Source organism: Paenibacillus sp. MDMC362 (genome assembly GCF_003269305.1).
Classification (GTDB): domain Bacteria; phylum Bacillota; class Bacilli; order Paenibacillales; family Paenibacillaceae; genus Paenibacillus_AQ.
The window spans coordinates 1-18,039 of the sequence record NZ_QLYT01000027.1 but is presented as its reverse complement, the minus strand read 5'-3'; the positions used below and the strand labels follow the sequence as shown (position 1 = coordinate 18,039).

Sequence of the window (18,039 nt, the reverse complement as noted above, 5' to 3'; positions counted from 1 at the left end):
CCTGTGACAACTCGATTAACAGTCGAGTGCTCTACCAACTGAGCTATCAGGGAACATTAAGTTGGATATAAATAATTTATCATGACTTCATGGGGGAGTCAAGCTTCAGGAGTGTAAGGCGTCCGCTGCACGTTCCGCACCGATACCGGGCGGGATTCATCTTCCGTTTACGCAGATATTCGGTTCCGCAGACGCTGCAGCGTAGTTTATATCGGTATGGTTCCGGTTGACGCCGGCCCGCGGCCTTACCCCTCGGTAAGGATTTGCAGAAACGGCTCCCTCCAACGGCTTGCAGCAGGTTTTTGAAATCAGCGTCCCGATGCCGATATCCCCTGCCCGCGATATGAAGATGATAATGGCACAGCTCATGCTTGATGATCTTCTCTACCTCATCCTTACCGTTCGTAGCAAGCTGATGCGGATTGATCTCGATGTTATGGCTTTTCATGAAATAACGGCCGCCTGTTGAAGACAATCGCCGGTTAAACGTAGCCTGATGCCTGAACGGAACCCGGAAGCTTTCCAGCGAGATTTTCTCGACCCATGCCTGCAGTTCTTCATTACTCATCTCGTTGATCGTCACCATGTCTGATCCTTCCTTTTGCCTTATAAATGCTACTTGAATTTTAACTTCTCTCTGGGCTACACTGTCAAGTAGAAAGTATGGAGGGAGAACCTGCAATCATGCCGAACATGCGCTACGTTATTTTAAAAGGACAGGACGAGCTGTTATTTGTCGAAATGCCCAGTGACTATGCTTACCAGCTCAGTGCTCTGAATTTACGCCTCAATAAGGAAATCGATAAACTCACCGCTGCAGGCAAACCTCAGCTGCCTCTTGCTGTAGCCGAATGCGACAATCTGGATCTGCTTCAGGAATCGCTGAGCATTCAAGGTGGTCTGGAATACATAAATGAGCTTGAGCAGGCCTTTGCTTCCCTTAAGGAAACGGAATATCCGCTCATCTCGTTGCTTACCGAAATTCGTGCTCTCCAAGCGCAGCTTGAGCAATGGTACGAGGAAGAAGCGCAATAATCGAGGTAGACCTGCACGCTTTGGGCTTTTTCCCCATATGCTATCCATACAGATGGAATTAGCAAGAGGAGGAGATACCCTTGCCGCAATGGCTCTGCAATCAATTGACACGCGCTTTTCGCAAAAAGGACAGACGTCAGATCAAACTGCTGAACGAATGCTGGTACTTTTACCGGAATTCACCGGGCGAAGAAAACTCGAATGCCCGTTAGTGCACTGCAACCGATCCATAGGTATGACAATAAGCCGGACGCCCTGTCCGGCTTATTTTTGCATTTATTATGATGGCTGAATGGACGAATGTTATACTTATAGGTCACTGCGTTTAGCTGGCCAAGACCCCTGAAGCTTCCGGAGAAAAACAATTTGTCCCGTATGATACGCATCATGCATGATTAAGCTAAGTATTCGCTGCGGCGATTCGATGATCTCCGCCTCCGTCATCACTTCCATCTTCTGTCGTAAAACGGCATGAACATCCTGAAGCTGCTCCCGAGCCGTATTCCATGCCCCCTCACTTGTGTCATGAATAAGAAACGTCTCGTCATTGCCGATTCCTTCATTAGGAAGCGGCGTTCCTTCCAATCTCGCGAGCAGACGCTGCTTGTAATACAGCAAATGCTGCACGTTCTCCCAAATGGAATTTGCCGCCTGCCCTTCCGGTTTCCACAAAGCCTGCTCAACTGTTACGTCCTTCAGGGCAGGAAGAATCGGCGGATACCAATCCTCTTGCCCCATCGCATAATCCCAGTTCTGGAGCAGCAGCTCCTTCATGTTCATAACCATCGCCTCCGTATCGAATTCGTAACCACCATAAGTTAAATAGCATGTTACATAAAAATTAACACACTTCGGAGCCCATTACAAGTAACTAGCAACATTAATATTTACTTGTTACAATAATGAGATGAGAAAGGATGAATTTCATGTTATGGGATGATTTTATAAACAGCGAATGGCATGACTGGAGAGGCAGCGGCCGATCCGAGGACCGGCTTGCCCGAGTGGATTGGCTCACCGATTTCATGAACCAATATCAGCTTCAAGTCAGCCTGCCCCTGACCCCGGATGGGCTGGGGCTGTTGAGGCAGCTTCGTTCCTTCCTGTTGACGTGCGTTCAACACATCGTCGCAGGGGAGCCACCCTCTCCCATGGAGATAGAGCAATTAAACCGCTGGATGGCTGCTGGACCCGTTATTCGCCATCTGGAGATCGATGAGGATCAGAATTTGGCGCTGTCCTATATCCTCCAAAATCCTGGCCTGCAAGCAGCGGCTGCCGAGATTGCCGGCTCCTTTGCGCAAGCCATCGAGCAAGGCGAGTTATCCCGGTTCCGCATCTGCACGAATCCCGATTGCCTCTGGGTATATTACGACGACACGCGTAACCGTTCCAAACGGTACTGCGACGATAAAATGTGCGGCAATCTGATGAAGGTCAGACGATTCCGGGCGAAGAAAAAGCAGCAATCATCGGACAGCGAGGACTAAGCCGAATGCTTATGCTGCGTGCAGCATCCCTCAACATACATTTTAAAGACGCAGAGGTGATTAAATCATGAGTATCAAAAGGGTGACACAGGCAGAATTGCCTTGGGTCAATCAACATTACGAACACATCGGCTTTCAGCCAAGTTCACTGGACAATGAAATCATTGCCATCGTCATGTCGCAAGACGACTACGCAGGAGTCGGTCGATTGGTTAGACTTAATGAACACGAGGCCGAACTCGGCGGTATTTATATCCTGGACCAGTTTAGAGGCCAGTCCCTCGCGCACGAAGTCGTCTCGTTTCTGGTGGAAGAATCAAAGAGACTAGGTTTAAAGACGGTTTACTGCATTCCGTTTGAGGAGCTGCAGCATTTCTATAAGAAGTTTGGTTTTCATGAAATCGATGTAAATGCTCCCGCAGTCGAACCCAAAATTTCAGCAAAATATCATTGGTGTCTCGAAAGATACGATAAAAAAGTACTGCTGTTAAAGCTGAGCCATGGCTAAGCCAACCGCCAGGACATGCCCCGTTAGCTCTTATTCCAGATCAAGGATTATGCAAAAAAAAGAGCCGTTCTCCCCAAAGGAAACTGCGCCCCCAAATGTTAGGTCATATCTAGCAATTGGGTACAGTTCAAGGAGTTACGGCTCTTCTTCTATTTAGCGCAGCAGTTCCTATGACTGATCTTTCGGCTTGCGCATCGTCAATCCGACGCGGCCTTTCTTCAAATCTACATTCAACACCCACACGGTAACGTTATCCCCCACAGAGACAACATCCATCGGGTGTTTGACAAATCCATCGCTCAGCTGGGAAATATGCACCAGGCCGTCGCTCTTGATGCCAATATCCACAAAGGCGCCAAAATCGATGACATTGCGTACCGTTCCCTGCAGCTCCATTCCCGGCATGAGATCCTCGATCTTCAGTACGTCCTGACGGAAAATCGGCAGCGGCAATTCCTCCCGCGGATCGCGTCCCGGGCGCTGCAAGCTGTCCAGTATATCGCGCAGCGTCGGCACGCCAACCTCCAGCTTCACGGCAAGGCTCTCGGGCTGCTGGGCATCCAGCAGTTCAGCGAGCTCCTTGCTTCCAAGCTTGTCCAGGCTTACCTGAAGCTCTTTGAACAAACGGTCAACCACCGCATAGGATTCCGGGTGAATCGGGGTACGATCCAATAGGTTCTCGCCTTCCGAAATCCGCATAAAGCCCACGCACTGCTCATAGGTCTTGGCACCGAGACGCGGAACCTTCTGGAGCTGCTTCCGGCTGACAAACTTCCCGTTCTCTTCCCGGTATTTCACGATATTTTTGGCAATCGTGGCATTGATGCCGGCCACATAGGATAGTAGTGACGGCGATGCCGTATTCACATCCACACCGACATGGTTAACCGCAGACTCCACGACGGCCTTCAAGCTCTCCTCCAGATGCTTCTGGGTTACGTCATGCTGATATTGGCCCACGCCGATCGATTTCGGATCGATCTTCACCAGCTCGGCCAGCGGGTCCTGTACACGGCGGGCAATCGAGGCAGCGCTGCGCTCAGCGACATCAAGATCCGGAAACTCTTCCTGCGCCAGCTTCGAGGCCGAGTACACGCTTGCTCCTGCTTCATTGACGATGAGGTATGCCAGCTCAGGGTCAGCAAGCTCCGCAATAACTTCTTCGGCTACGAACTGCTCCGTTTCACGGGATGCCGTACCGTTTCCAATGACAATAAGCTTGATGCCGTATTTGGCAATCAGCTCCTTAAACTTCGCGGCCGCCTCCTGCTTCTTGTTGGCCGGCGGCGTCGGATAGGTTACGGCCACCTCAAGCAGCTTGCCCGTATCATCGACCACCGCCAGCTTACAACCGGTACGGTAGGCCGGGTCAACGCCCAGCACACAGCGTCCCTTCACCGGCGGCTGCAGCAGCAGGCTGCGCAGGTTCCCGGCAAAGATGGAGATTGCCTGGTTCTCCCCTTTTTCCGTCAGCTCTCCCCGGACTTCCCGTTCAATCGATGGAGCAATAAGGCGCTTGTATGAATCCTCGATCACCGCCGTAAGAATGTCCGTGACGGCTGATGGACCTTTAAGCACCTGCTTGCCGATATACGCGTGAATGGATTCGGAAGGTACATCAAGCCCTACCTTCAAAATATTCTCGCGCTCTCCCCGGTTAATGGCCAAAATCCGGTGCGGCGGCATTTTCTTCGCCAATTCCCGGTAATTGTAATAGTTCTCGTATACGGATTCCACTTCGGTATCCTTCGCCTCTGAGGTCAATATGCCGTGGTCCAAGCTGTACCTGCGAACCCAGGAACGAACGGTCGCGTCATCGGCAATGTTTTCAGCCAGTATATCCATCGCGCCTTGCACAGCCTCTTCTGCCGAAGCCACACCCTTCTCCTCATCCACATACTTGGCTGCCTCAACCATCACATCAGCCTGCTTCGGCTGCGACCATATCCACTCCGACAAAGGCTCAAGCCCTTTTTCCTTGGCTACGCTTGCCCGGGTTTTACGCTTTTGCTTATACGGACGGTATAGATCCTCTACCTCTTGCAGCTTAACGGCGGCGGTAATCGATGCCTTCAGATCTTCCGTCAGCTTGCCTTGCTCCTCTATGATGCGGATGACTTCCCGCTTACGGATCTCCAAATTGCGCAGATAGCCAGTCCGTTCTTCAATATCACGTAATTGGTTCTCATCCAGTTCGCCTGTCATTTCTTTACGGTACCGCGCAATAAACGGTATGGTATTGCCCTCATCCAGAAGTTCAACGGTCGTGCGCACCTGTTTTTCGGACAATTGAAGCTCCTTCGCGATCTGCTTCACGATCCGTTTCGATTCTTCCTTGCGAATCTGTTCCTCGTTTACTTCCACAACAGCTTCTAATTCAGACAATGATATCCCTCTTTCTTCAATGAAACTATATTTGCTATTATCCCAAACTTAAGCGCGCATTTCCACTACATCGCTCACTTCATAAGGCTTTAAGCTGCTCTTAATGTCAAATTCATCTGATTTTAAGATTTAATTTATATTCTTAGTATGCGAGAATGCTGCTGCCGGATATCTGCACCTCATTACAATCAGGAGGTCACCTTAGATGAATGACAAACATGCGATTGCCTGGTCCGTTGTCTGCCTTATATTTATCGTAGCGGCGGTCACAACGGCCTACATCCTCATACCTACAAACGCGTAATCCGCCACTCTTTTAGTCTCATGCAGCCATTGCCGCGCCCTTCAAACATACCCTCCATATAAAAACCCTCAAGGAGTTATTCCTTGAGGGTTTTTAGTCATAACATTCTATGTGGAAAACGTTAGCGCTTGAATGGAATCAAAAATCAATCAAGCCCAGACTTATTTGCAGGGAATCATCCACCTTACTCATCATTTCATCATCAAGATGGGTGATTTTGTCGGTTAGCCGCTGCTTATCAATCGTCCGGATCTGCTCTAGCAAAATGACGGAATCCCGGTCAAATCCATGCGACGCCGCGTCGATTTCGACGTGAGTCGGCAGCTTGGCTTTTTGAATCTGTGCCGTAATGGCTGCAACAATCACAGTCGGACTAAACCGGTTGCCGATATCGTTCTGAATGACAAGGACTGGCCTTACGCCGCCCTGTTCAGAACCGACAACAGGTGATAAATCCGCAAAAAATACGTCGCCCCGTTTAACGATCACTGTCTACACCCCGCTTACTAAGCGGTCTAGAGTGTTGTCTGCATCTTCCTCCGCGTGAAACGCCTCAGAAGCCATGGTCAGGTTAATTTTGGCCATTTCCATATAACCCCGCTGCATGGATTCACGAATGTAACGTTTCTTCCGTTCATTCAGGTACAACTTCATGGCTTGCCTAATAAGCTCACTGCGGTTGGAATTTTCCAGCTGAGCGATCCCGTCCACTTCCTGCAAAAGATGATCCGGTAAACTGATCATGATTCGTTTGGTGTTCTGCATATTGGCCACCCTCTATTACACCCCCACAACCTTCTCGCCCTGTGCACCAGTATTACATTATTCAAGGAAAATTATACAAAAGAATATATATGCCGAAGGTATATCAAGTATGCTGCATATCATTATAAACTACAATCGACACTTTCGTACAGACTTAAACGACATATTCCTAATTCGGGAAGGTCTGTACTTATTCCTTCTTTCCTGAATAAATTACTTACGGTGACATGACTTTTTAAAGGTTGCTCCAGAGTGCATTCACGGTCTTCACGGGTATATCATTACGTATATACGTACGTGGTACCCGGTGGGCAATCATGCAGACGACCTCATAGTGGATCGTCCCCAGCTTGGACGCCAGCTCATCTGCCGTGATGCATTCGTCAGACTGCTGACCGATGAGTACAACCTCTTCACCAGCTTTAATTTGTTCCGCCTCGTCGGCGAAAGGTTTGAGCGATACCATACATTGGTCCATACAGATGGTTCCGACAACAGGGACGCGGCGGCCGCGTATCAGTACTTCCACTTTACCGCTCAGCATACGCGAGAAGCCATCGGCGTAACCGATGGGGAGGGTTCCAATTTGCTCTTCCTCCTCCGTTACATACTTCGTCCCGTAGCTGATACCGGAATGCGGAGGTAAATTTTTGACGTAGACAAGCTTTGTCTTTAACGTCATGACAGGGCGGAGGCTCACTATTTTTCGATTCACCTCATCCGAAGGATACAGTCCGTACAAGCTGATGCCGACACGAACCATATCATAGGATAATTCGGGTGTATCAATCGCAGCAGCGCTGTTGCCCGTATGTATGAGCGGGATATGGTAGTCCTTATCCCGAAGAGCGTCCGCTACGCCCTGAAAACGGCGGTACTGTCCCAACGTATAGTCTTTGTTCTCTTCGTCCGCTCTTGCAAAATGGGTAAACATTCCTTCGACAACAACCTGCGGCAGCGAAAATACTTCTTCTATAAAAGAAATTGCATCTTCGCCTGGAAGCAGGCCCAAACGACCCATTCCGCTGTCAATCTTGATGTGTACCTTGAGTGGCTTCTCCGGCTGGACCGGCAGTGCCTTTATCGCTTGGAGCACTTCCGAACTGAACAGGGTTATGGTTACATCATGCTCATAAGCGATCTCTACAGCCTCCGGTGGTGTATAACCGAGCACCAGGATCGGGCTAGAGATGCCTCCTTGCCGAAGCTCGAGCGCTTCATCCAAGAAAGCTACGCTTAAATAAGCCACCCCCAGTTGCTGAAGTTCGCGTGCCACTTCTACAGCACCGTGACCATAGGCGTTAGCCTTCACACAAGCCAGCAATTTCATGTGGCTTGGCAGCGCCTCACGAAAAGCGTTATAGTTGGCGCGCAGATGGTCCAGGTTGATCTCCGCCAGGGTAGGTCGATATATCGCTTGCAATTCCAGTCACCTTCTTACCAGTTTGAAAAAAGCATTATGCTTTACATTAGATTAATGGTAATGTTCCCGGAGGCAACTGTCAATTGAGGCAAATTGCTTATTTATGAGGCTCGTGGTTCCCCCCGGGTGCGAAACTTGGTGAAACATCGGAATATCTGCAAGAAATAGCGATGAGCCCACGAACGGAGTACCTTTATTTGGAAAAGAGGCGAATGGCCTCATTGTCGGAATTTTGCCCTCCTTCAACGCTCGGTATCCGCCTACTTCGTATTATTTACCCGATTCTCCCTGCATGGAAGCAGCGACTTTCTTCATTTCTTCAACAGGCAGGTTGGCGCTCGTAATTCGGTATTCCACGCCTTCCGAATTCCAGGTCAGCGTTCTTTGCTGATCACCGGTGAGCAGGCCAACCGTTGTGAAGTCGATATACACGGCCTCGCCCGGTACGAGGGAAACCGCACGATCCACCGGTCTGGATTCCATAATCGTGTATTGATACACACCGTCATACTTCAGAATAACCGCATGATCCTTGCTCTCCGGAACTTCCATCGTGTCTTTGTTCGTGACCCCTGCAGGCACATATTCCGGATAGATGATGCCGAAGGATCCCATATCGCGACCCGAAGCCGCTTCCGTCAAACCTTCGGTTCCCTGAGTGCCGTTACCTTCCGTACTGGAAGCCACCGGTACCCCGTTCTCGTCCACTTCCGCCAGGGTCCCCTTCGCATCGTTCATGGCACTTAGATTCTTGTTCGTATCAAACGAATCCTTAGTGAGGTTCGTATCAAAGGTAAAGGTGTTGAATTTCACCTCAACAACCACATTCGCTTCGGAATCCGACACTTGTACCTGTTTCGGCGTGTAGTTGTCCTTGGCGAGCCAAATCTTCTGACGAATCAAGGAATGGCTGTGGTAATTGGCGGCTACATCAAACACGTAACTATCCTTATCCTCGGCAAACTGACGGGTGTTGTCGCTCAGAATGCTGCTGAGCAGCGTTTGGTACAGATATACCTGTCCCTGATTATCCGGCCAGTCGCTTTTGAAGCGGAAGCTTTTGTTTAAGCTCGGCGTCAGAACGAACACGCCGTCATCGTTGCGAAGCACGATTTGCGTAATATCCTTTTGCCCATTGGTTAAGCTGATCCGGTAATAAGATGGAGACTGGTACCATACCTCAACCTGATACTCCTGCGGCGCCGAACCGGTATGTATGGTCATAACGCCCGCTCCCTGGTAAGCGCCCTTGGCACTTTCCAGCTTATCAGCCACCTTGCCCAGATCCTTCACAACGCTGTCAGCATTCTTCTTCCCGCATCCCGCCAGTATTGTTGTTAAGCATAATACTACCGCGAGCAGCACCCATGAAATCCGGCGCATGTCATCATCCCCTTCAACACTTGTTTTGACTTGATTGATACATGTCTATGAGGGACTTGGTCACATTATGCAGACTAGCCTGACAAGCATCGCTGCGTTGGTACTCGGCAGGCGTTTACACTTCGCTTAAACGATAAAAAGAGCCGGGATGAATCCGTCAATCGCTGATTCATCCTCGGCTTCGATAGATGAAAGTAATCAGTACAGGCTCTATTCTTTTAGGTCTCTGTAAGTGTAGAAGCTGGTCGACGTTAACTAACTCTAAGGGGCAGTGTGCATAGAAACGGACTTCTCAGGAGCCGCATTCGTATAAGGCGCGAACCATTCTTCATCTACATTGTCAGGTGACGGAAGACTACGGGTAGTCGAATCAAAGACCCAGAAGATCCCTACGCTGAGCACGGCGATTCCGCATCCCGCGATAATGGAGGAACTTGCCGCAACCACGCCAAGGGCACCTCCGATCAGGCTGCCAAGCGGCATGGCAATTCCGCTGAGTCCGCTGGCTGCCGCGAACACCGTGCCCAATCTTTTCTCGGGTATTGCCTTCTGAATGACCGAATTGATGATAACGTTCGTAATCCCTCCGGGAAACCATGCCAAACCGTACACCAGAACGACAAGCCAAGTCCAAGGGGTGAATACGCTGAGACACCAGGCAGCACCCGATAAACAGAACGCTCCGGCAAAAATATATCCTAGGGGCAGGCGCTCCAGTTTCAAATACGGAGCCAGGATCGCTCCAAGCAAACTTCCGAAAGCCTGAGCCATGAGCAATATACCGTAGACGCCGGCTCCGCCGAGGCTGTCGGCAAACGCTGGCATAACCGTAAAGGTAGCGCCGCCCGCAGCATTGATGACAATCATTCCCATTTGCACCCGTGCGAGCGGGGTTGCCAGAATGTAGCGAAGACCTTCCTTCATGTCCGCCCAATAATTTTTAAGGGCATTAGGCTTAGTTTTTGAAGTTACGGTATTATTTGTTGATATTTTATTGTCGTTGTTATCGGAAGTTTTGATGGATTTCTTGATTTTCAATTGCGAGAATAACAGCGCTCCGATAAAGAAGCCAATGGAGTTCCATAAGTAAAGGGATACTGCGCCCAGCACAATAATCAACACGCCGGATATTGCGTTGCAAGCGACATCGATGCCTTGATAGGCTAAGGAGAACAGCGAGTTGCCTTGCGTCAGCTGCTTCTTATCAAGAATTTTGGGAAGGGCCGACATTTGGGCCGGATATACCCACATATTCAGCGTGGACAGAATCGGTGTAATCGCCAGTACAACGCCGACCGTCAGAAAGTCGAAATAAAATGCAAGCGGAACGATCAACAGAAGAAGCGCCTGAAATAACTGGGTGTACACCAGAAGCCCCCGTATAGGAACGCTGTCAATCATCGGACCGGATAGCAGTTGAATGATTCGGGGCAGAATCGAGAGGAATCCGGCAAGCCCCGTGTACAGCGTCGAGCCTCCGAGATCGTACACCAGCCACATGGCCGCTACCGCGTACAGGCTGTCGCCGATATTCGTAAGAATTCGGCCAACGAACAACAGCAGGAAATTGCGATTTTTTAATATTTCCATAGAGGAACACTCCTTGATTTAGTGTTTAGTAGTTTTGGAGAGAAGAGGCTCTGGAAGCCCCTTCCTAATCGGACGTTTCCGTCGAAACCACGTTGATCCCGACGGCATACTCCTTACTGTCTTTCCCTTTGGTCGTGAGGGTTTTGTTCACCCATTTTTCAAGCAGCTCTTTGAATTCCGTTGTCATCTCTTCATATTGGTCTGCGTCCAACTGCAGCCTCAAGCTGATTCTTGTACGGGTCGCCGCTGCATAATCTTCGGCAAGAACCGGGTCCATCGTTTGCGTTCCCTTGGTGTTAAACCACTTCGCCTTGGATTTATAATACTTCTCTACGATGCCACCGACCGTCCGGGTCTCCACCAAATCTATCAGCCCGCCGTCATATAACTTCTGAATATGATAGTGGATGCTTCCCGGCGAATCTCCCAATTCATCCGCTACTTGTTTTGAGGTTTTGGCCGTATCCAGTATGGTTCCGAGAATTTTCACGCGCTGGGCGCTCCCGAGCAGCTTCGCTTGTTCCACCGATATTTCGATGCTTTGATTTTGATCTTGTTCCATAGCTCAACACTCCATTCTAATTGAATCATTCATTCTAATTGCGTAAATCAAACGGTTATTTTTGTCCATTCTATTTTAATTTGTCATTCTAATTTTCTAGATCGGTATGACACAATAATAAACCACCTATTACCATTTGTAAATAGGCGGCTTATAAATTGTTTATTTTTTTCTAAACGGGTTTGACCATATGATAATAAACATGCCCGTTAATCATGATTTCCTTATCCGTTTTATATCCTCTTCTGTCGTACAAAGAATGGGCGCGATCATTGTCCGTTACCACAGCGAGAGCGATTTTACGATACGTAAGCTCCTTTGCCCGGTTCTCTGCATGATCGATGAGCGCCGAACCGATCCCCTTTCCTCCAAACTGCGGTGAAACGGATAACGTATCGATATAATACTCATCCTCGTCTGCCTCTTTGTCCAGCGCTACGGAAGGGTCATTCTTAAGCTTCCGCAAGCGATCCAGAATCGGACGATCCAATTCGGCCGCTTGATCCCCGCCGTAAGCGACGATAATGCCCGCTACCTCGCCGTCGATCTCTTTCACGGCAGCCTGACGATAACTGAGCCTGCCCTCGTCTGCCCGGAAATATTGCTCCAGCACTTCGAGCACTTTCTCTTCACTGTCTTCCCCTGTTAATTGATGGGCCACATCGTGCAGTGCGTCGTACAGCAGCCTTGCCGCTGCAGCTGCATCCTGTGGTCTAGCTGATCTGATGCTCATGCCTATTCATCCTCCGATTACAATTCAATGCAATTTCATCATTCAAGTATCCCAGTCCTCAACCTCATAAAACAGCTCCATCTCGGACGATGCTGTGAAAGAACGCCGTTTAACTTCAGGATCCCCGATCTTCTCGTGCAGTCCAAACCCTCTTGATACCTTGAACGTAAAAGACAAGCCATGAGGTACCATTGCACTTCCCCTATATATGTCATCTCCGCAGTACGGAATCTCAAATCCGGCATAGATCGTGGAGGAGGCTGGTGTCGAAGGCGGTACCTTCACCTGAATCGTGATTTTCACAAGCTCAGGCAGTTGTTCAACGATCGTAATCTCTTTATCTGCGCTCAAGCTTCCCATTTGCAGCGTAACCCGGGTACTGCCTGATGATCGAGGCCTCATCGTTCCGTCCGGTTGCAGCGTGAGCAATTCCGGCTCCTCGACATGGTAGGTTCCGTTCATCAACGTTTGCACAAATCCGCTGTCGTATGTAATGACCGGATTCAGTTGCTTGACGGGTCCGTTCACCCCTACGACGCCATCTCCATGCAGCCTAATCGAGGCTGGTTCTCCAATGTCGCCGAAAAAATACAGCAGCGGCGCTTGCGCTCTGCCTGCCCAGTCGCTTTGGCTGTGAGCCGCTCCCGGATCAAGGAACAGCATGAGATCTTCCCCCGGCACAAATCCGTCTTGGATCAAACGTTCTGCTTCCTCCCGTGCGTATTTTTCCATGAAAACCCCTTCCGCGCCGCCCATATCCAGCCATAACTTTAGATCGGGATGCGTGCCGTATCTTTCATAAAAGGGATGTTCCTTAAGCTCTCCCTGAGCATCAAAATGAGCTTTCACGAAATAAGGCGACATGACCGCTATGCTTCCGAACACGTCCGGTCTTCTAAAGCCGATATTGTAGGTGACGATCCCGCCCGCAGACGAACCCATCATGGCGGTATGCTGAGGGCCCCTCAACGTGCGAAAGTTCTGATTGATATAGGGCATGACTTCTTCAATAATAAATAATTCGTAACGTTCGCCGGCAAACGGAGGATCAAACACCTCATGCATCCTTGGATTGTCATGAAAGTATTCATTCAGTCTTTGATGGGGAACCGTTGCGATGCCAACGATTATAATCTCCTGCATCCGTCCTTCGGAAACCAGCCGATCCGCGGTGACGTGCATATCCCAAGAACCGCCTCTTTCATCCGCTGAAAATACATGCTGCCCGTCATGCATATAGAGTACGGCATAATGCTTCTCCGTATTCTCATGATAACTGGGTGGAAGATATACATACAAACTTCGGGTATTGCCTAAGTTAACCGATGGAAAATCTGCAATTTCTACCATTCTTGAGGACATACTGACCATTCTAACCCCTCCTGACTATTTTTGCACCACATACGCTTGTTTGCGGTTATTCACTTCAGGCGATGCCAGATAACAAAAAGAGGCACAACCCGATAAAATCAGGTTGTACCTCTTAGGTAAGCATTGCCTTACTCCACATTATACTGGGGAATTCCCCCATTTTCAATATCAGGATTTACCTTCCGGCGGCTCTTTCGGCACATAATTAAAGATCTCGCCATCCACAAAAGTATCAATCAATCGTTCCAGCCATTTATAATAAGCAACGGCCTCACGCATCTTCGCCTGATCCTCTTGCAGCACCGCTGTCAGTTCTTCATCATCTTCATGTGCTTTACGGAGCTTCTCCGTTTCGTCGAGCGCTTTGCGCAGAACCAGAATGTTGCTCTCCACCGATTTTCTCCATTTAATATCAAAGAAATCCACGAAGCTCTGGTACCAATCATACTCCACTTCATACAAATCCTTGCGGGAGCCTTTCTCCCACACCTTGTTTACCATTTTATAATCGAGCAACGTCCGCACGCCTGTACTCATGCTGGTCTTGCTCATTTTCATTTCCTGTCCCATTTCATCGAGGTTCATCGGTTTATCCGCAAAATAAAGCAATCCGTATAAATGTCCCGTTGAGAGTGGAATGCCGTACAAATCCATATTCCGTCCAATATTTTCAATGACACGCTTACGAATCTTATGCACGGCTGCCTGCCGTTCATCATCTAAATGGTACAAGCCCATGCTTGCAGCCTCCTCTTTCTGTAGCCATCCAAGAAGTCATGTCAATACAACAAAACTAGGTGGACTCGAAGTGTAGTGTGAACGATCTCCATGAAATCTAAACAAGCCCCAATCCACACACATTCTCTGATCTATTGTAGGGAAAGCTATTTTAAAAGTAAAGAAGATCGCTCTAGAGGATATTGGAGCATATGGGAGCATTTCAAAGGATAACTTTGTACAGTTTTTACTGTACGTACTTTATGTACGGATATAACGTTTGATACTTTACGTATCGGTTGTTACAATGGGTGACATGGGTTTACGAGACGACAGGAATAAGAAGACTCGGTCAAATGGACGCGTCTCTATACAATAAAAGGAGGAGTACTTTTGGCTATTCTGCAAGTTAACAAAGTCAGCAAATTGTTCGGCGCGAATCCGGAACAAGGGATTCAATTGCTGGAGCAAGGCTGGAGTAAAGCGCGTATTGCGAAAGAAAAGAACATAACGGTTGGCGTTAACCGTGTCAGCTTCGATATCCACGAAGGCGAGATCTTTGTCATCATGGGGCTGTCAGGCAGCGGTAAGTCTACGTTGGTCCGTTTGCTAAATCGGTTGATTGAACCAACAGCGGGCGAAATATTGATCCACGGCAAGGATCTCCGAAAAATGAACAAGGAACAGCTGCGTGAAGTACGACGCAAAAAAATCAGCATGGTGTTCCAGAAGTTCGCCTTGTTCCCTCATCGTTCGGTTGTAGAGAATGTGGAGTACGGATTGGAAATTCAAAAGGTAAACAAAAGCAAGCGGCACGAAGCGGCTATGAAGTCGCTTGAGCTTGTCGGCTTGAAGGGCTGGGAGGAAAAAATGCCCGATCAGCTTAGCGGCGGCATGCAGCAGCGTGTCGGGCTCGCCCGCGCACTCGCTAATGATCCCGAGATTCTGCTAATGGATGAGGCCTTCAGCGCACTGGATCCGCTCATTCGCAGAGACATGCAGGACGAATTGATCGAGCTCCAGGATAAAATGAAAAAAACCATCGTGTTTATCACGCATGACCTGGACGAAGCTCTTCGAATCGGCGACCGCATTGCCTTGATGAAGGACGGTTCGATCGTACAGATCGGAACGCCGGAAGAAATCTTGACCCAGCCTGCCAACGATTACGTTGAGCGGTTCGTGGAAGATGTGGATCTGTCCAAGGTGCTTACCGCTTCACGCGTTATGCGCCGTCCGGAGACCATTACGATGGATCGTGGACCTCGCGTTGCGCTGGAGCTTATGCGTGAACGGGGAATCTCGAACCTGTTCGTCATCGACCGTTCCAAGAAGCTGCTTGGCGTCATTACGGCCGAGGATGCGTCGGATGCCATGAAGAATAACCGTAAACTTGCGGATATTCTCATTACAGACGGTCCGAGTGTTGGACCCGATACTTTGCTGAATGAATTGTTTGAAATTACGAGCATGGCTAAAGTACCGTTGGCCGTTGTGGATGAGAACGGCCGATTGATGGGCGTTATCGTCCGCGGTGCTGTACTTGGTGCCCTGGCCGGAGAAAGCAAGAGCGAGGAGGTGACGCAAGATGCCTAAGATCCCTCTCGCAAGCTGGGTGGATTCCTTGGTCGAATGGATGGGAGACGTCTTCTCCGGATTCTTCGACGCCATCTCCTTCATCATCGAAAACATCGTGCAGCTGTTTACGGATTTGTTCATGCTGCCTCATCCGTATCTGTTCATTGTCATCCTGGCCGTCATTGCCTACCTATTAGGCCGCCTGCCGTTGACTTTGTTCACAGCCATCGGTTTTCTGCTCATCGATAACTTGGGTTACTGGTCACAGACCATGAGCACGCTCAGCCTGGTAATCACGGCAGCCTTGATCTCCGTTATACTGGGTGTTCCGCTCGGTATATGGGCGGCCTACAGCAAGTCGGCATCCCGCGTGATCATACCGGTTCTTGATTTTATGCAAACCATGCCGGCGTTTGTGTACTTGCTCCCTGCCGTTACATTCTTCAGTTTGGGCGTGGTTCCAGGGGTTATCGCTTCGGTTATTTTCGCCATTCCGCCAACGATTCGCCTGACCCGTCTTGGCATTATGCAAGTATCCGGTGAATTGACGGAGGCTGCGGATGCATTCGGTTCGACTTCCGGACAGAAATTGTTCAAGGTTCAGCTCCCTCTGGCGATGCCAACCCTGATGGCCGGCATTAACCAGACCATCATGCTGTCCTTGTCGATGGTCGTCATCGCCTCGATGATCGGTGCCCAAGGGATCGGTGCCGAGGTCTACCGGGCCGTAACACAGCTGCAAATTGGTAAAGGGTTTGAAGCTGGCTTGGCTGTCGTCATTTTGGCGATTGTCCTAGACCGCTTTACACAAAATATATTTAAAACGAAAAAAAGGGGTGCTTAATTTGAAGAAACAGAAGTTTTGGTTGCTGCTCAGCTTGGCTGCTATTCTGGTTTTGTCTGCTTGCGGACAGGGCGGAAATGGCGGAACGGATGGAACGACGGACAAAGGGGCTGAAGGCGGTTCAACTGCTTCCCTCGGTGAACAAGTGAAACATGAAATCATCGGTATTGATCCAGGTGCAGGCATTATGAAAGCGACCGCGGCGGCAATTGAGGAATATGCATTGACCGACTGGAAACTGGTCGAAGGCTCCGGAGCTGCCATGACGGCAACCCTTAACAAAGCCATTAAGAATGAGGATCCGATCATTATTACCGGTTGGACTCCGCACTGGATGTTCTCCAAGTATGACCTGAAATATCTGGAGGATCCGAAGAAAGTATTCGGTGAAGCGGAAGAGATTCACACCGTTGTCCGTCTTGGACTGAAAGAAGATCATCCGGAAGCTTACAAGTTCCTGAGCAATTTCAAATGGACGTCCGACGATATGGGTCAGATTATGACGGCGATTCAAGAAGGCCAGGACCCTGAAGCTGCCGCGAAGGAATGGGCAGACAACAATGCGGAGAAAGTCGATGCCTGGCTTGAAGGCGTTCAGCCCGTTGACGGCAAAAGCTTCAAATTCAGTTATGTCGCTTGGGATTCCGAGATCGCCAGCACCAATCTGCTGAAAGTGATCATGGAAGACAAGCTCGGATACAAAGTTGAGGCGCTTCAAGTGGAAGCAGGCCCAATGTGGACTGGCGTTGCCAACGGCGACGTGGATGCAACCGTGGCAGCATGGCTTCCATTGACGCATGCGGACTACTGGGATAAATTCAAAGACCAAGTCGAAGACCTCGGCGCTAACATGGAAGGCGTGAAAACCGGCCTGGTAGTTCCGTCTTACGTGGAAGCCAATTCTATTGAGGATTTGAAGTAATATAAAGACCATCCCATGGGTATATGGGATGGTTTTCTTTTTTTGGTGGTCAAGATTAGTCGGCCTGTTCCGAGGAGGATGTATCCGTTCCGGTCGCTGTTGAAACCAGGAAAACGGGATGATATTCTTGCGGTATTTTCCCGGTTTCAAAGGCGAACGCCAGGTCTCCTCCACGTATACATCCTCTGTTCCTAAGTATGGCCTCCAATCTTTCCTCCCACCAAAGAGAGCCATCCCTATCGTCTGGGATGGCTTTTTTGGGGGCTGGGCGCAGGAGGGGCTAAGCTGACCACTGCTAAACGGTCAGCTGCCTTATTCATTGCCGGGCAAGCTGTGAATCCTCTTAGGACTCACAGGCTTGTCGGCCCGGCTCGAGAGTCTGACCTGTTCAATTCGGTCAGACTCATTTAATGCCGGACATGCTGTGAC

General features: G+C 49.5%; 19 protein-coding genes. 7 read left to right on the top strand and 12 right to left on the bottom strand.

The annotated features are described in order from the left end of the window. Positions 1-79 precede the first annotated feature (79 nt). Entirely contained in the window at positions 80-586 is a 507-nt protein-coding gene (locus DP091_RS14595) for a SprT family protein (protein ID WP_258394519.1), read from the bottom strand. A gap of 98 nt (positions 587-684) precedes the next feature. Here DP091_RS14595 and DP091_RS14590 point away from each other — a divergent pair, with 98 nt between their 5' ends. Beyond that, positions 685-1,035: a hydrolase/acyltransferase gene (locus tag DP091_RS14590; protein WP_100539079.1), complete on the top strand. Its 351-nt coding sequence runs from the start codon at positions 685-687 to the stop codon at positions 1,033-1,035. Positions 1,036-1,115: 80 nt separating this feature from the next. Next, positions 1,116-1,247, top strand: coding sequence for a cortex morphogenetic protein CmpA (gene cmpA, locus DP091_RS14585; RefSeq protein WP_015737250.1), 132 nt, complete (start codon positions 1,116-1,118; stop codon positions 1,245-1,247). A gap of 97 nt (positions 1,248-1,344) precedes the next feature. Here the strand turns inward: cmpA and DP091_RS14580 are convergent, their stop codons facing one another. Then, the gene (locus DP091_RS14580; protein ID WP_113058982.1) at positions 1,345-1,815 is read right to left on the bottom strand and encodes a DinB family protein; all 471 of its coding nucleotides are present in this window, start codon (positions 1,813-1,815) and stop codon (positions 1,345-1,347) included. Between the two features lie 146 nt (positions 1,816-1,961). Between DP091_RS14580 and DP091_RS14575 the strand changes: the two genes are divergently transcribed. Together DP091_RS14575 and DP091_RS14570 are read left to right on the top strand one after the other, a co-directional pair. Beyond that, positions 1,962-2,525: a CGNR zinc finger domain-containing protein gene (locus DP091_RS14575; RefSeq protein WP_113058981.1), complete on the top strand. Its 564-nt coding sequence runs from the start codon at positions 1,962-1,964 to the stop codon at positions 2,523-2,525. Positions 2,526-2,592: 67 nt separating this feature from the next. Continuing rightward, complete coding sequence (locus tag DP091_RS14570) at positions 2,593-3,033, top strand: GNAT family N-acetyltransferase (RefSeq protein ID WP_113058980.1); 441 nt, start codon at positions 2,593-2,595, stop codon at positions 3,031-3,033. 168 nt (positions 3,034-3,201) lie between these two features. On the opposite strand, the gene DP091_RS14565 is transcribed toward DP091_RS14570, so the two are convergent. The 10 genes from DP091_RS14565 to DP091_RS14520 form a co-directional block, all read right to left on the bottom strand. Next, complete coding sequence (locus tag DP091_RS14565; protein WP_113058979.1) at positions 3,202-5,418, bottom strand: Tex family protein; 2,217 nt, start codon at positions 5,416-5,418, stop codon at positions 3,202-3,204. Positions 5,419-5,860: 442 nt separating this feature from the next. Then, positions 5,861-6,211 (bottom strand): type II toxin-antitoxin system PemK/MazF family toxin, encoded by a 351-nt coding sequence (locus tag DP091_RS14560; RefSeq protein WP_006212388.1) that lies wholly within the window; start codon positions 6,209-6,211, stop codon positions 5,861-5,863. Between the two features lie 3 nt (positions 6,212-6,214). Further along, positions 6,215-6,496 (bottom strand): CopG family ribbon-helix-helix protein, encoded by a 282-nt coding sequence (locus DP091_RS14555; RefSeq protein WP_028406492.1) that lies wholly within the window; start codon positions 6,494-6,496, stop codon positions 6,215-6,217. Between the two features lie 226 nt (positions 6,497-6,722). Further along, positions 6,723-7,910, bottom strand: coding sequence for an alanine racemase (gene alr, locus DP091_RS14550; RefSeq protein WP_113058978.1), 1,188 nt, complete (start codon positions 7,908-7,910; stop codon positions 6,723-6,725). Positions 7,911-8,180: 270 nt separating this feature from the next. Further along, positions 8,181-9,293, bottom strand: a complete 1,113-nt coding sequence (locus DP091_RS14545; protein ID WP_113058977.1) for an outer membrane lipoprotein-sorting protein — start codon at positions 9,291-9,293, stop codon at positions 8,181-8,183. A 261-nt stretch (positions 9,294-9,554) separates the two neighbouring features. Beyond that, entirely contained in the window at positions 9,555-10,883 is a 1,329-nt protein-coding gene (locus DP091_RS14540) for an MFS transporter (RefSeq protein ID WP_113058976.1), read from the bottom strand. Between the two features lie 64 nt (positions 10,884-10,947). Then, positions 10,948-11,445 carry a winged helix-turn-helix domain-containing protein gene (locus DP091_RS14535; protein WP_113058975.1) on the bottom strand — a complete coding sequence of 166 codons (498 nt, stop codon included), beginning with the start codon at positions 11,443-11,445 and terminating at the stop codon, positions 10,948-10,950. A 172-nt stretch (positions 11,446-11,617) separates the two neighbouring features. Continuing rightward, a complete protein-coding gene (locus tag DP091_RS14530; protein WP_113058974.1) occupies positions 11,618-12,178 on the bottom strand; it encodes a GNAT family N-acetyltransferase in 561 nt (186 codons plus the stop codon). Between the two features lie 42 nt (positions 12,179-12,220). After that, complete coding sequence (locus tag DP091_RS14525) at positions 12,221-13,549, bottom strand: alpha/beta hydrolase (RefSeq protein WP_113058973.1); 1,329 nt, start codon at positions 13,547-13,549, stop codon at positions 12,221-12,223. A gap of 168 nt (positions 13,550-13,717) precedes the next feature. Continuing rightward, on the bottom strand, positions 13,718-14,287 hold the full coding sequence (locus DP091_RS14520) for a GbsR/MarR family transcriptional regulator (RefSeq protein WP_113058972.1): 570 nt from the start codon (positions 14,285-14,287) through the stop codon (positions 13,718-13,720). A 372-nt stretch (positions 14,288-14,659) separates the two neighbouring features. Here DP091_RS14520 and DP091_RS14515 point away from each other — a divergent pair, with 372 nt between their 5' ends. Genes DP091_RS14515 through DP091_RS14505 form a run of 3 tightly spaced genes read left to right on the top strand, consistent with a single transcriptional unit; the run spans position 14,660 to position 17,610 of the window. Continuing rightward, entirely contained in the window at positions 14,660-15,862 is a 1,203-nt protein-coding gene (locus tag DP091_RS14515; RefSeq protein WP_113058971.1) for a quaternary amine ABC transporter ATP-binding protein, read from the top strand. Then, entirely contained in the window at positions 15,855-16,688 is an 834-nt protein-coding gene (locus tag DP091_RS14510) for an ABC transporter permease (RefSeq protein WP_113058970.1), read from the top strand. The genes DP091_RS14515 and DP091_RS14510 overlap by 8 nt, the downstream gene beginning before the upstream one ends. A gap of 1 nt (position 16,689) precedes the next feature. Next, on the top strand, positions 16,690-17,610 hold the full coding sequence (locus tag DP091_RS14505; protein ID WP_113058969.1) for a glycine betaine ABC transporter substrate-binding protein: 921 nt from the start codon (positions 16,690-16,692) through the stop codon (positions 17,608-17,610). Positions 17,611-18,039 lie beyond the last annotated feature (429 nt).